Annotated in this window: 14 protein-coding genes; 5 read left to right on the top strand and 9 right to left on the bottom strand. The window is 72.2% G+C overall.

The annotated features are described in order from the left end of the window. Positions 1 to 297 precede the first annotated feature (297 nt). From AB0M39_RS02575 to AB0M39_RS02535, 9 genes are all read right to left on the bottom strand, one after another. Positions 298 to 1,530, bottom strand: a complete 1,233-nt coding sequence (locus AB0M39_RS02575; protein WP_365359286.1) for a cytochrome P450 — start codon at positions 1,528 to 1,530, stop codon at positions 298 to 300. Further along, on the bottom strand, positions 1,527 to 2,765 hold the full coding sequence (locus AB0M39_RS02570) for a cytochrome P450 (protein ID WP_365359284.1): 1,239 nt from the start codon (positions 2,763 to 2,765) through the stop codon (positions 1,527 to 1,529). Before AB0M39_RS02570 ends, AB0M39_RS02575 begins: the two co-directional genes overlap by 4 nt. Next, complete coding sequence (locus AB0M39_RS02565) at positions 2,762 to 3,409, bottom strand: ATP/GTP-binding protein (protein ID WP_365359282.1); 648 nt, start codon at positions 3,407 to 3,409, stop codon at positions 2,762 to 2,764. The genes AB0M39_RS02570 and AB0M39_RS02565 overlap by 4 nt, the downstream gene beginning before the upstream one ends. Before the next feature lie 169 nt (positions 3,410 to 3,578). Next, the gene (locus AB0M39_RS02560; RefSeq protein WP_365359280.1) at positions 3,579 to 3,938 is read right to left on the bottom strand and encodes a DUF742 domain-containing protein; all 360 of its coding nucleotides are present in this window, start codon (positions 3,936 to 3,938) and stop codon (positions 3,579 to 3,581) included. Beyond that, positions 3,935 to 4,357: a roadblock/LC7 domain-containing protein gene (locus tag AB0M39_RS02555; protein ID WP_365359279.1), complete on the bottom strand. Its 423-nt coding sequence runs from the start codon at positions 4,355 to 4,357 to the stop codon at positions 3,935 to 3,937. Before AB0M39_RS02555 ends, AB0M39_RS02560 begins: the two co-directional genes overlap by 4 nt. Then, positions 4,354 to 5,949, bottom strand: a complete 1,596-nt coding sequence (locus AB0M39_RS02550) for an ATP-binding protein (protein WP_365359277.1) — start codon at positions 5,947 to 5,949, stop codon at positions 4,354 to 4,356. The genes AB0M39_RS02555 and AB0M39_RS02550 overlap by 4 nt, the downstream gene beginning before the upstream one ends. 355 nt (positions 5,950 to 6,304) lie before the next feature. Further along, positions 6,305 to 6,574, bottom strand: coding sequence for a hypothetical protein (locus AB0M39_RS02545; protein WP_365359275.1), 270 nt, complete (start codon positions 6,572 to 6,574; stop codon positions 6,305 to 6,307). A gap of 534 nt (positions 6,575 to 7,108) precedes the next feature. Next, positions 7,109 to 10,063 carry a BTAD domain-containing putative transcriptional regulator gene (locus tag AB0M39_RS02540; RefSeq protein WP_365359273.1) on the bottom strand — a complete coding sequence of 985 codons (2,955 nt, stop codon included), beginning with the start codon at positions 10,061 to 10,063 and terminating at the stop codon, positions 7,109 to 7,111. 303 nt (positions 10,064 to 10,366) lie between these two features. Then, positions 10,367 to 11,116: a polysaccharide deacetylase family protein gene (locus AB0M39_RS02535; RefSeq protein ID WP_365359271.1), complete on the bottom strand. Its 750-nt coding sequence runs from the start codon at positions 11,114 to 11,116 to the stop codon at positions 10,367 to 10,369. Positions 11,117 to 11,340: 224 nt separating this feature from the next. On the opposite strand from AB0M39_RS02535, the gene AB0M39_RS02530 reads away from it, so the two are divergent. The 5 genes from AB0M39_RS02530 (at position 11,341) to AB0M39_RS02510 (ending at position 15,716) form a co-directional block, all read left to right on the top strand. Further along, positions 11,341 to 12,567, top strand: a complete 1,227-nt coding sequence (locus tag AB0M39_RS02530; protein ID WP_365359269.1) for an amidohydrolase family protein — start codon at positions 11,341 to 11,343, stop codon at positions 12,565 to 12,567. 307 nt (positions 12,568 to 12,874) lie between these two features. After that, complete coding sequence (locus tag AB0M39_RS02525; RefSeq protein WP_365359267.1) at positions 12,875 to 13,243, top strand: peptidoglycan-binding domain-containing protein; 369 nt, start codon at positions 12,875 to 12,877, stop codon at positions 13,241 to 13,243. 218 nt (positions 13,244 to 13,461) lie between these two features. Beyond that, positions 13,462 to 13,875 (top strand): PaaI family thioesterase, encoded by a 414-nt coding sequence (locus AB0M39_RS02520; protein ID WP_365359265.1) that lies wholly within the window; start codon positions 13,462 to 13,464, stop codon positions 13,873 to 13,875. A 118-nt stretch (positions 13,876 to 13,993) separates the two neighbouring features. Beyond that, positions 13,994 to 14,635 (top strand): pentapeptide repeat-containing protein, encoded by a 642-nt coding sequence (locus AB0M39_RS02515; RefSeq protein ID WP_365359263.1) that lies wholly within the window; start codon positions 13,994 to 13,996, stop codon positions 14,633 to 14,635. A 175-nt stretch (positions 14,636 to 14,810) separates the two neighbouring features. Beyond that, complete coding sequence (locus AB0M39_RS02510) at positions 14,811 to 15,716, top strand: LLM class F420-dependent oxidoreductase (protein ID WP_365359315.1); 906 nt, start codon at positions 14,811 to 14,813, stop codon at positions 15,714 to 15,716. Positions 15,717 to 15,780 lie beyond the last annotated feature (64 nt).

Here is a 15,780-nt window from a genome sequence, read left to right as displayed (position 1 = left end):
CGCGGGGCGCGGCCCCGGACCCCGCGCCTCAAACGCCGGCGGGGCTGAATACGCGCCTCAGTCGCCGGAAACCCAGCCCGTCCGGCGATTGAGGACACGGCCGAAGGCCGTACGGGGGCGTAGCCCCCCGGGGCGACGGTGACGTGCCCTGTGCGGGCTGCCCGCGGGGCTCCGCCCCGGACCCCGCGCCTCAATCGCCGGCGGGGCTGAATATGCGCGTCCAAGCCTGGGAAACTCAGCCCGTCCGGCGATTGAGGACACGCCCGTAGGGCGTACGGGGCGAGGCTCCCCCTCCGCTCAGCTCGTCACGCGGACCGGGATCTCTTGCCAGCCGTAGGCGATGAAGGACGGGACCTGGCGCAGTTCGTCCCGCTTCCAGGTGAGCGCGAGGTCGGGGAAGCGGGCGAAGAGGGCCGGGAGTGCCACCGCCGCCTCCATGCGGGCCAGCGGCGCGCCGATGCAGCGGTGGACGCCGATGCCGAACGCCAGATGGTCGTCCGCCCCGCGCCTCGCGTCGAAGGAGGTCGCGTCGGGGCCGTAGTGCTCGGGGTCGTAGCCCGCCGCCGCGTACGTCGTCACGATCGCGTCGCCCGCCGGGATCGTCACCCCCTCGACCGTGATGTCGGAGACCGCGAACCGCAGCGGGAGGCTGGCGATCGACGGATGGACCCGCAGGACCTCTTCGATCACCGCGTCCCAGCCGATCTCGCCGGCGCGGACCGCGGCGAGCTGGTCGGGGTGCTCGAGCAGGGCCACGACCGCGTTGCCGATGAGGTTGACCGTGGTCTCGAAGCCCGCGCCGATGACGAGCAGGAGGGTGTAGAGCAGCTCCTCGTCGCTGAGCCGGTCGCCGTCCTCGCTGTGGACCTTGATCAGCTCGGTGGTCATGTCGTCGCCGGGGTGCTCGGTCTTGTAGCCGATGAGCGCGGGCAGCACCGTGCCGATCTGCTGCTGCACGGACGCGGCGTGCGCGGGGCTGGGGTCGGAGGTGTCCATGATCGCGGCGATCAGCCGCCCGGTGTCGTCGTGGAGATGCTCCGGCACCCCGAACAGCTCGCAGATCATCTGCATCGGCAGCGGATGCGCGAACCCGGCCTTCACGTCCACCGTCTCGCCCGAGGATCCCGCCTCGGCCAGCTTGCCGAGCAGCTCCTCGGTGATCTCCTCCACGCGTGTGCGCATCGCCTCCGTGCGCCGGGCGGTGAAGCTCGGGGCGACGAGCTTGCGCAGCCGGGTGTGGTCGGGGCCGTACGTCGAGAGCATGTTGATCACGCCGACCCAGCCCAGGATCCAGCCCCAGTCCGGGTGTTCGCCGAGCTGCGGCCAGAGCGACCAGTGCTGGCGCGGGTCCTTGCTGACCCGCGGGTCGAGGATCAGGGAACGCAGAGCGTCGTACCCGGTCGGCGCCCAGGCGGGGATCCCGCCCGGCAGCTCGACGGGCACGACCGGGCCGAGCGCGCGCAGCCGCGCGCTCTCCGCGGGGATGTCGACGCCGAACGGATCGATGGCCACACGGCTGGACGCGGTCATGCGCGGTCTCCTGGCTGGTCGGGGGTGCGGGGGGTGAAGCGGACGGGCAGCGCCGTCAGCGAACGGTGGAAGGGCCCCGGCCGCCAGGACAGGCGTTCGCGCGGGGTGAGCGGCTCCAGGTCCGGGAGCCACTGGGTGAGCCGTTCGATGGCTTCGGTGGCGATCAGCAGGGTGTGCTGCTTGACCGGGCAGGAGTGCGGGCCGGCCGACCACGACATGTGCGAGGCGTCGTGCGGATGGTGGGCGCCGCCGAAGTCCTTCTCCGCGAAGTGGGCCATCGCGCCGTAGGAGATGACGACGGGGATCGCTGCCTGGACCCACACGCCGTGGAAACTGAGCGACTCGCGGGCGAAGTGGATGCCGTAGTTCGACAGCGGGGTCTCGTACCGCAGCACCTCCACGACGGCGTCCATCACCGGGCGGGAGCCGCTGGTGAGGGTGGAGTAGTACGCCGGGTTGCCGAGGATGCGGGACAGGGCGTTGGAGACCAGGTTGGCCGTCGGCTCGTGGCCTGCGCCCAGGGTGAGGAAGACCTGCCAGGTCACCTCCTCGGGGGTGAGTTCGAGGGGATGGTCGAGCAGCCAGCTGGTCAGGTCGTCGCCGCGCTCCGCGCTCTTGGCGCCGACGAGCTCCAGGACGTACCGGCCGTACTCCATCTCGCCCTGCGCGGACTGCTCGCCGCCCTCCATCATCTGGCCGAGCGCGTCGTTGAGCCGGCCGCTCTCGCTGTCGGGCAGGCCGAAGAGGTTGTTGAAGATCAGCGCCATCAGCGGGCGGGCGAAGTCGACGACCAGGTCGGCCGAGCCGCGCGGGCCGAACCGGGTCACCAGGATGTCCACGGCGCGGTGCACCCGCTCGCGCAGGTCGTGCGACTCGACGAGGTCGAAGGCGTCGATCAGGGTGCGGCGGTAGCGGATGTGCGCGTCGCCGTCCGCGAAGAGGCTGTTGGGCCGCCAGCGCATCATGCCGAGGATGGGGGAGTCCTCGGAGACCGTGGCCTCCCAGGGCCGCGGGTCGTGCGACCAGGTCTCGGCGTCGTGCAGCAGATCGAGGGCGGCGCGGCGGTCGGTGACGACGTACGCCGGCACGCCGGGCGCGAGTTCGGCCCAGCCGACCGGGCCCTGCGCCTTGAGGGTCGCGTAGTAGCTGTGCGGGTCCGCGGCGAAGCCCTCCTCCCACAGCCGCACCGGCGCGGACAGGGAGAAGGCGGCTGCGGGGGCGGGGTAGCTGTTCACCGGGTCTCCGTCGGCGGGTGGGGCTGCGAGGGGGAGCTGCTGCGGTCGATCAGGTGCTGTACGAGGGCGAGCAGCGCGTCGACGGAGGCGTTGGTGTCGCGGGCGTCGCAGATCACCATCGGCGTCTCGGGCTCCAGGTCCAGGGAGCGGCGCAGCTGCTCCTCGGTGTAGTGGCGGGAGTCGGGGAAGGTGTTGAGCGCGACGGCGTACGGCAGCCCCGACTCCTCCACCAGTCCCAGCACGTCGAAGGAGTCGTCGATCCTGCGGGTGTCGACCAGCACGAGCGCGCCGAGCGCGCCGAAGGCGATGTCGGCCCACAGGGAGCGGAAGCGCTCCTGGCCCGGGGTGCCGAACAGATAGAGCACGATCCCCCCGGTCAGGGAGATCCGGCCGAAGTCGATGGCGACGGTGGTCGTCGTCTTGTCCCGTACGCCGGCGAGGTCGTCCACCGCCACGGACGCCTCGGTCAGCTGCTCCTCGGTGTGCAGCGGCCGGATCTCGGAGACCGAGTCGATCAGCGTGGTCTTGCCGACCCCGAACGGGCCGGCCACCAGGATCTTGACCAGTTCACGGGCGGTGTCCGGCAGATGCAGGTCGCTCTGGCGGCCGGAGTCGCCGTGGGGCGAGGGGTCGGCGTGGCCCATGGCTCCGCTATAGGCGCCGGGACCGCCATGGCCGCCGGGACCGCTATAGGCGGCGGGACCGCTGGGGGCGCCAGGGCCGCCCTGGGCGGCGGGACCGCCGTGGCCGGCAGGGCTGCTAGGGCCAGCGGGGCTGCCAGGGCTGGCGGGACCGCTATAGCTGGAGGGACCGCTATAGCTTGAGGGCGCGGAGGCCATCGGCGACTCTCTTCAACAGGTCACGGTCGGGCTGGGCGGCGAAGGGGACGGGTGGGCGCGCGCTCACCAGCCCCTGGTCGATCAGATCGGCGGCGAGCACGCGGATGGCCGAGACGGGCAGCTCCAGCAGGGCCGCCGTCTCCACCACCGTCAGCGAGCCGCCGTCCAGCGTCTGGAGCAGGCTGTGCTGGGCCGCCGGGAGTTCGGCGGGGATCGGCCCGCCCCCGCCGGTCAGCACCGACAGACGCTCAAGGCTGTTGCGGCTTGGCCGCGCGACCCCGCCCGTGGACAGATAGGCGGGGACCAGGGGGCGGCCGCTCCGGCGGCCGGTCATGCCGCAGTGCCGCCATCGGCGCCGCGCGCCCCGACGGCCATCGCCTTCTCGGCGAGCCGGGCCACCTGCGAGTGGACCCGGTGGGCGAGCAGATCGAGGCGTACTTCGGGGTCGCCGAACGCGGCCACACAGGTGCCGTGCGCGGTGGGCACGACCAGGATGTAGCCGTGGTCGGACTCGATGACGACCTGTCGGACGTCCGCGTTGTCCTGGTCCGCGAAGGCGGCCGCCGCGGTGCGGCACGCGCCCTGCACGGTGCTGGTGATGGCGGCGGTCCGCTCGGCCGAGGCCTGGGACAGCGCGGCGGAGTACCCGGAGACGAGACCGTCCCTGGTGAGCAGCACGGCTGCCCTGACATGGGGGATCTCCAGGATCGGATCGAGCACCCAGGCCGTGTCGCCGGCGTCGCGGCTGGTCATCGGGGGTCGTTCCCTTCGGTGGTGTCGTGGGCGGACCGTGCGGCGGCGGTCCCGGTCTGCAGCGCTCCCAGGGCCGCGGCGGCCTCCTCGGGGCTGCGGGCGGGCGACTTGGGCTGCACCGGCGGGGCCTGCCCGGGCAGTTGGTCGGCGCGCACCCGGCGGCGGCGCTGCGGGAGCACCTCGCCGTCTTCCGCGGGCTCTGCGGAAGCGGAGGCGGCGGAAGCGGGCGGGGCGAGAGCGTGCGCGGGCCGGTGGGCAGGGTTGTGGCCAGAGCTGTGGCCAGAGCTCTGCGCGGGGATCCGCACATCGGCGTAGGGCGCTTCGACGGCCAGATGCGTCGTGGCGGCGTCCTCGTCGACGGCCGCCTCCGCCTGCGGCCCCGAGGAGGCAGTCTCGGCCTGACGGGTGGAGCGCGGGGCGCTGGCCGCGGGCGGCCGCAGCACGGCGTCGATATGGCTGAGGAGATGGTTCTTGACCAGCAGCACCGCGCGGACCCCGCCATAGGGCGAGGGGGACGACAGATCGACGGAGAGGTCGAACTGCCGGGTCAGCTGGCCGATCGCGGCCAGCCCCATCCGGGGTGGGTCGCCGAGCTCGGAGAGCAGGATCGGCTCGCGTCCCGCCACCATCCGCTGGGCGTAGGCGCGCTCGTCCGCGGCCATGCCGACTCCGGCGTCGTCGATGGTGACGGAGACGCCGTGGTGGGCGCGTTCGAGGTTGACGACGACCGAGGTGTCCGGCGAGGAGTGCCGCAGGGCGTTGTCCAGCAGCTCGGCGACGATGATGGCGACCGGCTCGACGGCGTGCGAGACGAGGGCGGTGCCCTCCTCCAGGTGGTTGTGGATCTGCACCCGGTGGTAGCCGACGAGCCGGGACTGGCCGCCGGTGACCGCCTCGACGAGGTGCGACTCCTCACGGGCCAGGCCCACCCACGCGCCGCAGACCACGGCGGCGACCTGGGCGCGCCGCAGGGACTGCTCGTTCTCGTGGTCGAGGGCGAAGAGGGTCTGGGCCAGCTCCGGGTCGTCGTACCGCTGTTGCAGCCCGCGCAGAACGTCCTGGAGGCGGTAGAGCCCGGCCTGGATCTCGCGGGTCGCGCCGCGCATGCCCGCGCGGGCGGCGGCGTCGACGCGCTTGCGCTCCTGGGCCAGGGCGGTCAGCAGCCCGGTCAGCACGTCGTCGAGCCCGGCGCCGATCTCGGTGCCCTCGAGCTCGGGGTGCAGATGGCCCGGAACCTGGATGTGCGGGTGGGCGGCGCGGGTGGCCTCGGCCGGAATGCGCTGCTCGGCCAGGTGGACGATCTCGGCGGTGAACGCCTGGGCGGCGTGGTCGAGTTCCTGGCGGGATGCCTGCGTGGCCCGCTCGAGTTCCTGACGGGACGCCTGCGCGGCGCGGTCGAGTTCCTGACGCGACGCCTGGGTCGCGCGGTCGACCTCCTGCCGCGCCATGTCCAGATGGGACCGCAGGGCCGCGATCTCGTCGCTCTGTCGGGCCCGCTGACGACGGGACCGCAGTAGCCCGCCTCCCAGAACGAACGCCGACAGGGTCCCGGCCGCCAGGCCGCCGGCGGCCAGGTCGGGTATCTCGATCATCGAATAGACCTCGGGGAAGGCAGGGGTGTGGGCCGCCCCGAGGGGGCGGCCCGCCCAGTACACACTGCCATCGACCGATCGCGCGCCGTTTTAGCGGAAGATCCTTTTGAAATTGTCGTTGTGGTGCCGGAATCTGACCGAAGTGTCTGGCTGTGGGCTAACAGGCTGGAAAAATCAGGCCACTTGCGGCTGGCTCCGGACCTGAACCGGAACCAGCTGCAAGTGGCCTCGGGGACGGGGAGGGCTCACTCCCTACGTCCGCGGCGGCTCCCCCTCCGCGCCGCCGCGGCCGCACCCCGTGGTGGCGGAGCCGGGTGCAGGCCCGGCTCTCGGCCCTTGGCTCTCAGCCCCGCGCTCAGCCCTTGGGCGGAAGCGGCGTGTGGTGGTCGCCCATCGTGGTGATCCCGTCCTTCGGCGGCGCGGGAGTGTGGTGGTCGCCCATGGTCGTGATGCCGTCCTTGGGCGGGGCCGGCGTGTGGTGGTCGCCCATGGTCGTGATCCCGTCCTTCGGCGGCGCGGGAGTGTGGTGGTCGCCCATCGTGGTGATGCCGTCCTTGGGCGGGGCCGGCGTGTGGTGGTCGCCCATCGTGGTGATCTCTTCCTTGTTCTGCTCGGCGTTGCTCATGTTTCTGTCCCCCATGGGATTGCCCGACATGACCGAAGGTGGCCTTCTGCCCGGAGACTCCCCCGAGGGTCGCCGGACAGAAGGCCAGTGGACCTTTCGGTCCCGTTGATCCGTGTGCCCCCCGACGCGACGGATCGAATGCACTTGAGGATGTCGGACGAGCATAAACATTCGATGAACGCCCTGGCGGCGGGCCTGCACCGGATTGAACCGGACCGAGAAACGGAAGGCTGCGCTGCCGCGCGGCCGGACCCTCGGACGGGTGCGAGGGCCTCCGCGGAGGCCGGCTGTGCGGCCTGTCCGGCCGCCTGTCCGGCCGCCTGTCCGGCCACGCTACGCGGGCGACGCCGATTCCGCGCCCTCATCCGTCGCCTGACGGCTGCTCACGCGTCGCCTGACCGTTCCTCGCACGTTGCCTGACGGCTCCTCGCCCATCGTCTACGGATCCTCATGCACCGCCCGACGGCTGCTCGCCCAGCGCCCGACGGCGCCTCACCTCGCCTACAGTTCCTCACGCATCGCCCGACGGGCCCCCTATGCCGCGCTCAGCGGACTGAGGAGCCCCCGTACCTCTTCCGCCTCCGTGGAGTCCGCCGCCCCCGACTGCTCGTGCAGCGACAGCGCCTCACGCCAGCAGGCCCGCGCCCGGTCCGCCTGGCCGAGGCCCTCCAGCGCCCGGCCGAGCGTGATCAGCACATGGGCCCGGGTCCGGTCGCCGCCGATGCAGCCGATCGCGAGGGCCTGCTCGGCGTGCTGCGCCGCCCGGGCCGGCCTGCGGGCCGAGAAGTGGGCCTGTGCGATACGGAAGTGGGTGGTCCCCTCCCATAGTCGCTGCCGGTTCGTCTCGAACCGCTCCAGCGCCTCGATGAGCTGCTCCAGCGCCTCGGTGTGGCGTCCCGCGTGGGTGAGCGCGACGCCCAGGGCGTAGCGCGCGTTGGCGAGCCGCAGGGTGTGCCCGATGCGGACGTAGATCTCCACGCCCTGCTCGGCGAGCGCTATGGCCTGCTGGGTGCGCCCCATGGACAGATGGATGCGCGAGAGGTTGCACAGCGCGCTGGCCTCGCCCGGCAGGTTCCCGTCGAGTCGGGAGCCCGCGCTCGCACGGCGCAGATGCTCCTCGGCCTCGGCGTACCACCGCTGGTTGAAGGCGATGATCCCGCGGTCGTTGTCCGACCAGTAGACCGGCGCGGGGTCGTCGGCGGACTGGGCGAGCGCCGCCGCCTGCTTGGCCTCCTCGTCGGCCTCCTCGTAACGGCCCGCCACCAGGTGGACGTTGGTCATCGAGGTCCGCGCGCGGGCCTCCGTACGCTCGTCGCCCGCCGCGGCGGCCGCGTCGCGCACGGTGCGGGCCACGGTCTCGTACAGCTTGCAGTTGGCGCCGGACTCCGCGAGGTCCTGTGCCGCCCACAGCAGGTCGACGGCGAGCCGCAGCCGCGAGCCGCTCGACGCCTGCCGCGCGCTCGCCAGCAGGCAGTGCGCCTCGGCGTACAGCCAGTCCTGTGCCTCGTGCCGGTCGGCGAAGGCGAGCCCCTCGGAGGAGGCGGGCCCGACGTGGTCCACCAGTCGGTCGCCCGGCCGCTCTATCGCGTACACCCGCGTCGCCGTCGCCAGATAGAAGTCCAGCAGCCGTGCGAGCGCCGACTCCCGCTCCGCGGGCGGCTCCTCGTCCCGCTCCACGCACGAACGCGCGTAGAGCCTGACGAGGTCGTGGTAGCGGTAGCGGCCCGGCGCGGCCGACTCCACCAGAGAGGTGTCGACCAGCGCCTCCAGCAGGTCCTCGGTCTCCTGGGGCGGGAGGTCGAGCACCGCGGCCGCCGCCGCGAGCGAGATGTCCGGGCCGTCGGCGAGGCCGAGGAGCCGGAAGGCGCGGGCCTGGGCCGGCTCCAGCTGGCCGTAGCCGAGTTCGAAGGTGGCCTTCACCGCGAGGTCGCCCGCCTGGAGCTCGTCGAGCCGGCGGCGCTCGTCCGCGAGCTTCGCGGCGAGCACCGAGACCGTCCAGGTGCGGCGGGCCGCCAGCCGGGAGGCCGCGATGCGGATCGCCAGCGGCAGGAAGCCGCAGGCGGCGACGACGTCGAGGGCGGCCTCCCGCTCGGAGGTGACCCGCTCCTCGCCCACGATCTTGGTGAAGAGCTGGAGGGCCTCGTCCGGCGACATCACGTCCAGGTCGACGAGGTGGGCCCCGGCCAGGTCGACCATCCGCACCCGGCTGGTGATCAGCGCCGCGCAGCCGGCTGTGCCGGGCAGCAGCGGGCGGACCTGGGCGGCGTCGCGGGCGTTGTCGAGCACGAGCAGTATCCGGCGGCCGTCGAGGGTCGAGCGGTAGAGCGCGGCCCGTTCGTCAAGGGTGTCCGGGATCGCGGAGTCCGCGGTGCCCAGGGCGCGCAGGAAGGCGCCCAGGACGGTCTCCGGGTCGGCGGAGCGGTTGCCCGCGCCCTGGAGGTCGACATAGAGCTGGCCGTCCGGGAACTGCGGGCGGGCCTCGTGCGCGACATGGACCGCGAGGGTCGTCTTGCCGACGCCGCCGATGCCCGCGAGCGCCGAGACCGCCATCACGGAGCCCTCGGAGGTGGCCAGCTGGGCGCTCAGCTCCCGTACGAAGGCCGCGCGGCCCGTGAAGTCGGGAACCGTTGCGGGCAGTTGCGCGGGCCTGGTCAGCTGTGGGGCCGGGGCGGGCTCCTCGCTGGGCCTGGCCAGCTCCTCGTCCGCCTGGAGGATGCGCTGCTGGAGCCGGGAGAGCTCGGGGCGCGGGTCGACGCCGAGCTCCTCGGCGAGCAGCCGACGGGTGTCCGCGTACACGGCCAGCGCCTCGGCCTGCCGTCCGCTGCGGTACAGCGCCAGCATCAGCAGCTCGCGCAGCCGCTCCCGCAGCGGGTGCGCGGCGGTGAGCGCGGTCAGCTCCGAGACGGCGCCCGCGTGGCAGCCGACCTCCAGGTCGAGGTCGAGCCGGGTCTCCAGGAGCTGGAGCCGCCACTCCTCCAGACGGGCCCGCTGGTTCTCGGCGTACGGCCCCGGCACATTGGCGAGGGGCTCGCCGTCCCACAGGCCCAGCGACTTGTCGACCAGCGCTCTGGCCTGGCAGCGGTCGCCGGCGGCACGGGACTTCTCCGCCTCCGCGGCCAACTCCTGGGCGACCGAGAGGTCCAGAGCGTCGCGCCTGACCCGGATCGCATAGCCGCCCGACTCGCTGACCAGCGCCTGGAGCGTCAGCACCTTGCGCAGCCGGGAGGCGTACGTACGGACGGCGGCCAGCGCCTGAGAAGGGGGGTCCTCGCCCCAGATCGCGTCGATCAGCTCGGATGCCGTCGCGGTGCGCCCGTCGCGCAGCAAGAGCGCGGCCAACAGGGCGCGCTGCTGCGGCGAACCGGATGGCAGAGGCTCCCCGCCGCGCCAGGCCCGCACGGGCCCGAGAACGCTGAAGCGCAGGTCAACGCCGCCGCTCTGCACCGGAGCGCGCTGCTCCGGTACGCGTGGCCCGCTGTCACGGTCCATAGCTGCCCCCTGCCCCCGCTGCTGCCGGAATCGCCCTCGACAGTCTGCCCTGTGCATGGTGGCCCCGTCAGCAGCGGGGCACCTCCTCCTCGGGTCCTCCACGCACCTGCCCGCGTGCGGCGTTGCGCTAACACGCTTCGACGATCTCGGTTCCACAGGCGGGGGCGACGGGCGGGGCGCCGGGCAGGGCGTCCGGCGGGTCTTCGGACGGCGCCGCAGGATCTGCGGACGGCCCGGCGGGCGGTTCTCCTGGTGACTACTGGTGGTCTACGGGCGGTTCTACCGGTGGCTCTACGGGTGGTTCTACGGGCGGTACACCTCGCCCGGGTTGGCCTTCCCGGGGGCGAGCAGCTGCGGCACGGTGACGAACGTGTAGCCGCGGCTCTTCAGCTCGTCGATGATCCCGGGGACGGCCGGGACGGTGCCGTCGTAGATGTCGTGCAGCAGGATGATGCCGTCGCGGTCGGCCTGGTCGAGGATCCGGGTCTTGATGAGCTCGGAGTCGGTGGTCGAGTAGTCCTTGGCGGTGGCGCTCCACAGGATCTGCGCCAGGCCGAGCTCCTTGCTGACCTCGGTGACGTCGTCGTTGATCCGTCCCTGGGGCGGTCGCATCAGCGTCGGCCTGCTGCCGGTGATCTTCGCTATGGCGTCCTGGGTGAGGGACAGCTCCTCGCGAATCTCGTCGGTCTCCAGCTCGTCGAGACGCCGGTGGGACCAGGTGTGGTTGGCGACTTCGTGGCCTTCGTCGGCGATGCGGCGTACGACGTCGGGGTGCTTGAGCACATGGTTCTTGCCCAGCAGGAAGAAGGTCGCGGGGACCTTCTTCGCCTTGAGGGTGTCCAGCAGTTCAGGCGTGTCCTTGCCCGGGCCCGCGTCGAAGGTCAGCGCTATGCACTTCGCCTTGTCGCAGTCCACGTCCTGCGCGGACAGCGGCTTGGCGTCGGAGCCGGCCTGGTCGCGTGCGGCGCCGGGAGACGTGGTCTCCATAGAGCAGCTGCTGAGCGTGAGAGCGGCTATAGCGGCTGCGACGGCGATGCCGGCTTTCGATGTCATGCTTTTTGTGGACATGCTGAATTCCCCCCTGGGGGTACGACCCCGCTTCTGCGTTCGAGGCAATATACACGGCGTGTATAGACCGAGTTCATAGTGATCACCGAGCCCGGCCGCAAGCCTCCGCAGGCCCCCCGTGGACCCCCGCCGGTCCCGGTCCGCCCCCGGTCCGCCTCCGCTCGTCCGGCTAGCTGACGGATCGTCAGATTGGCGCTACCGTGGAACGCATGGAGACCTTCCCGAAGATCATCTCGGTGGACGATCACACGGTTGAGCCCCCCAACGTCTGGCGGGACCGGCTCCCCTCGAAGTACCGGGACATCGGTCCGCGCATCGTCAGGGCGCCGCTGAAGTCGATGTCCTTCCTGGGCGGCAAGTTCGCCCCCGTGATGGGCGAGAAGGGCGACGACGGCCCGATAGGCGACTGGTGGATCTACGAGGATCTGCACCGGCCGCTGACCCGGCTCGACACGGCCGTCGGCTACGACCGCGACGAGATCAAGCTCGAGGTCATCACCTACGAGCAGATGCGCCCGGGCTCGTACAGCGTCCCGGACCGGCTGGCGGACATGGACGTCAACCACGTCCAGTCGGCGCTCTGCTTCCCGACCTTCCCGCGCTTCTGCGGCCAGACCTTCACCGAGGCCCCGGACCGCGAGCTGGGCCTGCTGGCGGTGCGGGCGTACAACGACTGGATGGTCGAGGAGTGGTGCGGCCCGGACGCTCGGGGCCGGCTCATCCCGCTCACGCTGATCCCGCTGTGGGACGCGGAGCTGGCGGCGGCGGAGGTCCGCAGGAACGCGGCGCGGGGCGTGCGGGCGGTCTGCTTCTCGGAGATACCGCCCCATCTGGGACTGCCGTCGATCCACACCGACGCGTGGGACCCCTTCCTCGAGGCCTGCGCGGAGACGGGCACCGTGGTCGCCATGCACATCGGCTCGTCCAGCAAGATGCCCTCGACCTCGGCGGACGCCCCTCCGGCGGTCGGCTCGACGATCACCTTCGCCAACTGCTGCTTCTCGATGGTCGACTGGCTGATGAGCGGCAAGTTCGAGCGCTTCCCCGGCCTGAAGATCATGTACGCGGAGGGCCAGATCGGCTGGATCCCGTACATCCTGGAGCGCGCGGACGTGGTCTGGGAGGAGAACCGCGGCTGGGGCGGGGTCGCCGACAAGGTGACGCGCCCGCCGTCGGAGCTGTTCGCGGAGCATGTGTACGGCTGCTTCTTCGACGACGCGTTCGGCTTGAAGAACCTGGACGCGATCGGGGTCGGGAACGTGCTGTACGAGACGGACTACCCGCACTCGGACTCGACCTGGCCGAAGTCCAAGGAGGTGGGCGAGAGCCAGATGGGCCACCTCGCGCCGGACGTGGTGGACCGGATCGTACGAGGGAACGCGATCGACCTGCTGGGCCTGACGCCCGAGGGGCTGTGGGCGGGGCCGGGCGCGTGACGGGTGCGGGCCCGGTGCGGGACCGGGCGCGTGACGGGTGCGATGTGAGTGACGGGTGCGATGTGAGCGACGGGGCTGCGTGACGGGTGCGACGTGAGTGACGGCGCCGTCGCGTGAGGGGCGCGAGGGGCGCACCGCCCTCGTGCCCAAGTGACCCTGTTCGTGGTCGATGTGCCCGATGGGCGTGGTGTGCCGACCATGATCACTCGGGCGGGTTAAAGAGGGACCGCCCGCGCATGACGGCGCCCTGAGAACGCCAGCCTCCCCCTGCGGCGAGACGCGCCGCCCAAGGGAGGGAATTTCTTCGATGCTCATGCGTCAACGCACAGCGGTCGCGGCAGTGACCATGCTGGCCGGGCTGATGCTGGCCATGACCCCCGGGGTCGCGTACTCCGCGACTTCGGCGGCGGCTCCGGCCGTGGCGGTGATGCCGGCGGCGCCGGCCTACTGCGGCTACTACGACGGCAGCGCGACGACACGGCGCGGCGACACCGGCGACCGGGTCCGAGAGATCCAGTGCCTCATCAACTACTGGGCAGGCGGCAACGCGATCGCCGTGGACGGCGCCTTCGGGCCCCGTACGGAGAGCTGGGTCGTGCACTTCCAGGATGTGAACGGGCTCCAGGTGGACGGCGTCGTCGGCCCGCAGACATGGGGCGCGCTGCGCGCGCTCTGAGCCCCACCGGCCTCCGCCCGAACCGCCGCGACGCGGTTCGGGCGGGGGTCGAGCCGCTTCCCGGGGGTGGGGGAGCGCTCAGGTCTCCCGCAGCCCCAGCCGCAGCCGCAGCGCGCGGCCTCGGCATCAGAAGGACCGCGAGAGACCAGCTCCGTGTCGTGACGCGAGGCGTCGCGCGGGGTGTTGTGGCGCTCGCCCGCAGCCGCCACCATCGACCCATGACGCTCCCCCTCGCCGAAGCCGAGAAGATCCTCGCCGACAACTTCGCCCCCTGGGTGCTCGACCTCGGGCTCCGCGTCGTCGAAGCCGGCGAGCGGCACGCCGTGCTGCGGCTGCCCTGGACCGACCGGCTCGCGCGGGAGGGCGGGGGCATGTCCGGGCAGGCGCTGATGGCCGCCGCGGACACCGCGACCGTCATCGCCGTCGCGTCCGCCCGCGGCGCCTATGGGCCGATGACCACCGTCCAGCAGTCCACCTCGTTCCAGCGCGCCGTCCTCGGCGCCGACGTGCTGGTCGAGGCCCGCGTCACCAAGCTCGGCCGCCGTATGGCCTTCGCGGACGTCGTCATGACCGCCGAGGGCACGGACGAGCCCGCCGCCCGGGCCAGCACGGTCTACGCCCTGCTCGGCTGAGAGCGGGGGAGGTCCGGAAGCCGGAGGCCGGGAGCCGGCGGCTGAGCGCTGAGGGCCGGGAGGGCAGCGCTCAGCGCTCGGAGCGCCGTTGTCAGTGGCGAGGTGTTCAATCGGGAGCATGCCCAGCAGACGCGAACGCCCCGACGTCGACCCCGTCTCGCGCCAGGCCCCCGTGCCCGACGAGGCCGTCGTGGTCAGGGGCGAGGACTGGTACGGCCGCGATCTGTCCGGACTCCGGCTCGCCCGCCACACCTTCCTCGACACCGACTGGACCGAGGTGCGCAACGAAGGCGGCGTGTTCGACGCGTGCACCTTCTCCGGCGTGCGCTTCAACGCCTCCGTGCACACCGCCGCCGCCTTCACCAACTGCACGTTCAAGCGGTGCGTCTTCTTCGACACCCGCTTCGAGCAGTGCAAGGCCGTCGGCAGCCTCTTCCAGCAGTGCACTTTCAACGTCTTCTCGGTGACCGGCGGAGACTGGTCCTTCGTCGGCCTGCCGGGCGCCGATCTGCGCAAGGCCGTCTTCGACGGCGTCCGGATGCGGGAGGCGGACCTGACCGCGGCCCGGCTGGAGGCCGCGACCGTGACGGGCACGGACCTGTCCGGGGCGATGCTGCGCGGCGCGAAGCTGGCCGGGGCCGATCTGCGCGGCAGCGACCTGAGCTCCCTCGACCCGCTCGCCGTCGACATCGCGGGCGCGAAGATCGACCTGGAGCAGGCCGCGGTCATCGCCTCGGCGCTGGGGTTCGATGTGAGCTGACGCTGGGGTTCCACATGAGCTGACCTCGCCCTGGAGCGCGCCGCCGCACGCCTCTTGTCTGATGAACCGTCAGGTACGACGATGACCTCGTCCGATCAGGTGACGACATGTCAGCTTCACTGCGAGGAGGCGGCGAACGGTGCGAATACTGCCCCAAGGACAGCTGTCGTACGGCATGCAGCTCCCCATTCAGTCGCAGAGCACCCTCTACGCCGAGTCCTGGGAGACCGAGGCCGGCCCCGAGGACCTCGTCGAGATCGCCAGAACCGCCGACCGGTGCGGCTTCGCGTACCTCGCGAGCTGCGAGCACGTGGCGATCCCGCGCCGCCTCGCCGACGCCATGTCCACCGTCTGGTACGACCCCGTCGCCACGCTCTCCTTCCTCGCGGGCGTCACCGAGCGCGTACGGCTGCTGAGCCATGTCGCCGTCGTCGGGCTGCGGCACCCCCTCGCGACCGCCAAGCAGTACGCGACCGTGGACTGCCTCTCCGGCGGGCGGCTGGTCCTCGGGGTCGGGGCAGGGCACGTCAAGGAGGAGTTCGAGGCGCTCGGCGTCGACTTCGAGCAGCGCGGGCCGGTGCTCGACGAGACGATGGACGCGCTCAGGGCGGCGCTCGGCGCGGAGGAGTACCCCGAGTTCAGCGGAGAGCGGTTCGCCTTCAGCGGGCTGGGGCAGCGGCCGCGGCCCGCCCAGCGCCGCGTCCCCCTCTGGGTCGGCGGCTCCTCGCCCGCCGCCGTGCGCAGGGCGGCCGTGCGCGGCGACGGCTGGCTGCCCCAGGGCGACCCGCGCGACCGGCTCCCCGCCCAGATCGCCCGGCTGAAGGCGCTGCGCGAAGTGGCCGGGATCGAGGAGCCCATCGAGATCGGGGCCATCGCCGAGCCGCTGTACGTGGGCGAGCCGACGTGGCACACCGGCCGGCGCACCCTGACCGGCAAGCCCGACGCCCTCGCCGAGTCGCTGCGCGCCTACGCCGCGATGGGCGTGCACCAGATCCAGGTCCGGTTCCGCAGCCGGAGCCGCGGCGAGCTCACCGACCAGATGGCGGCCTTCGCCGCCGAGGTCGCACCCCACCTGAACTGACCCCCACTTGAACTGACCCGCACCTGAACCGCCCCGCACCTGAACTGAGCCCACTTGAACTGAG

Origin of the sequence: Streptomyces sp. NPDC051907 (assembly GCF_040681075.1) — a bacterium.
Taxonomy (GTDB): Bacteria; Actinomycetota; Actinomycetes; order Streptomycetales; family Streptomycetaceae; genus Streptomyces.
Note: the sequence above shows the minus strand (reverse complement) of the source record. Positions and strands in the feature narration are given on the sequence as shown.

Bases quoted from the DNA above. Each gene is read 5' to 3' on its own strand.
- AB0M39_RS02575 (WP_365359286.1), bottom strand. From the start codon at position 1,530: ATGACCGCGTCCAGCCGTGTGGCCATCGATCCGTTCGGCGTCGACATC.
- AB0M39_RS02565 (WP_365359282.1), bottom strand. From the start codon at position 3,409: ATGGGCCACGCCGACCCCTCGCCCCACGGCGACTCCGGCCGCCAGAGC.
- AB0M39_RS02560 (WP_365359280.1), bottom strand. From the start codon at position 3,938: ATGACCGGCCGCCGGAGCGGCCGCCCCCTGGTCCCCGCCTATCTGTCC.
- AB0M39_RS02555 (WP_365359279.1), bottom strand. From the start codon at position 4,357: ATGACCAGCCGCGACGCCGGCGACACGGCCTGGGTGCTCGATCCGATC.
- AB0M39_RS02550 (WP_365359277.1), bottom strand. From the start codon at position 5,949: ATGATCGAGATACCCGACCTGGCCGCCGGCGGCCTGGCGGCCGGGACC.
- AB0M39_RS02545 (WP_365359275.1), bottom strand. From the start codon at position 6,574: ATGAGCAACGCCGAGCAGAACAAGGAAGAGATCACCACGATGGGCGAC.
- AB0M39_RS02540 (WP_365359273.1), bottom strand. From the start codon at position 10,063: ATGGACCGTGACAGCGGGCCACGCGTACCGGAGCAGCGCGCTCCGGTG.
- AB0M39_RS02535 (WP_365359271.1), bottom strand. From the start codon at position 11,116: ATGACATCGAAAGCCGGCATCGCCGTCGCAGCCGCTATAGCCGCTCTC.
- AB0M39_RS02530 (WP_365359269.1), top strand. From the start codon at position 11,341: ATGGAGACCTTCCCGAAGATCATCTCGGTGGACGATCACACGGTTGAG.
- AB0M39_RS02525 (WP_365359267.1), top strand. From the start codon at position 12,875: ATGCTCATGCGTCAACGCACAGCGGTCGCGGCAGTGACCATGCTGGCC.
- AB0M39_RS02520 (WP_365359265.1), top strand. From the start codon at position 13,462: ATGACGCTCCCCCTCGCCGAAGCCGAGAAGATCCTCGCCGACAACTTC.
- AB0M39_RS02515 (WP_365359263.1), top strand. From the start codon at position 13,994: ATGCCCAGCAGACGCGAACGCCCCGACGTCGACCCCGTCTCGCGCCAG.
- AB0M39_RS02510 (WP_365359315.1), top strand. From the start codon at position 14,811: ATGCAGCTCCCCATTCAGTCGCAGAGCACCCTCTACGCCGAGTCCTGG.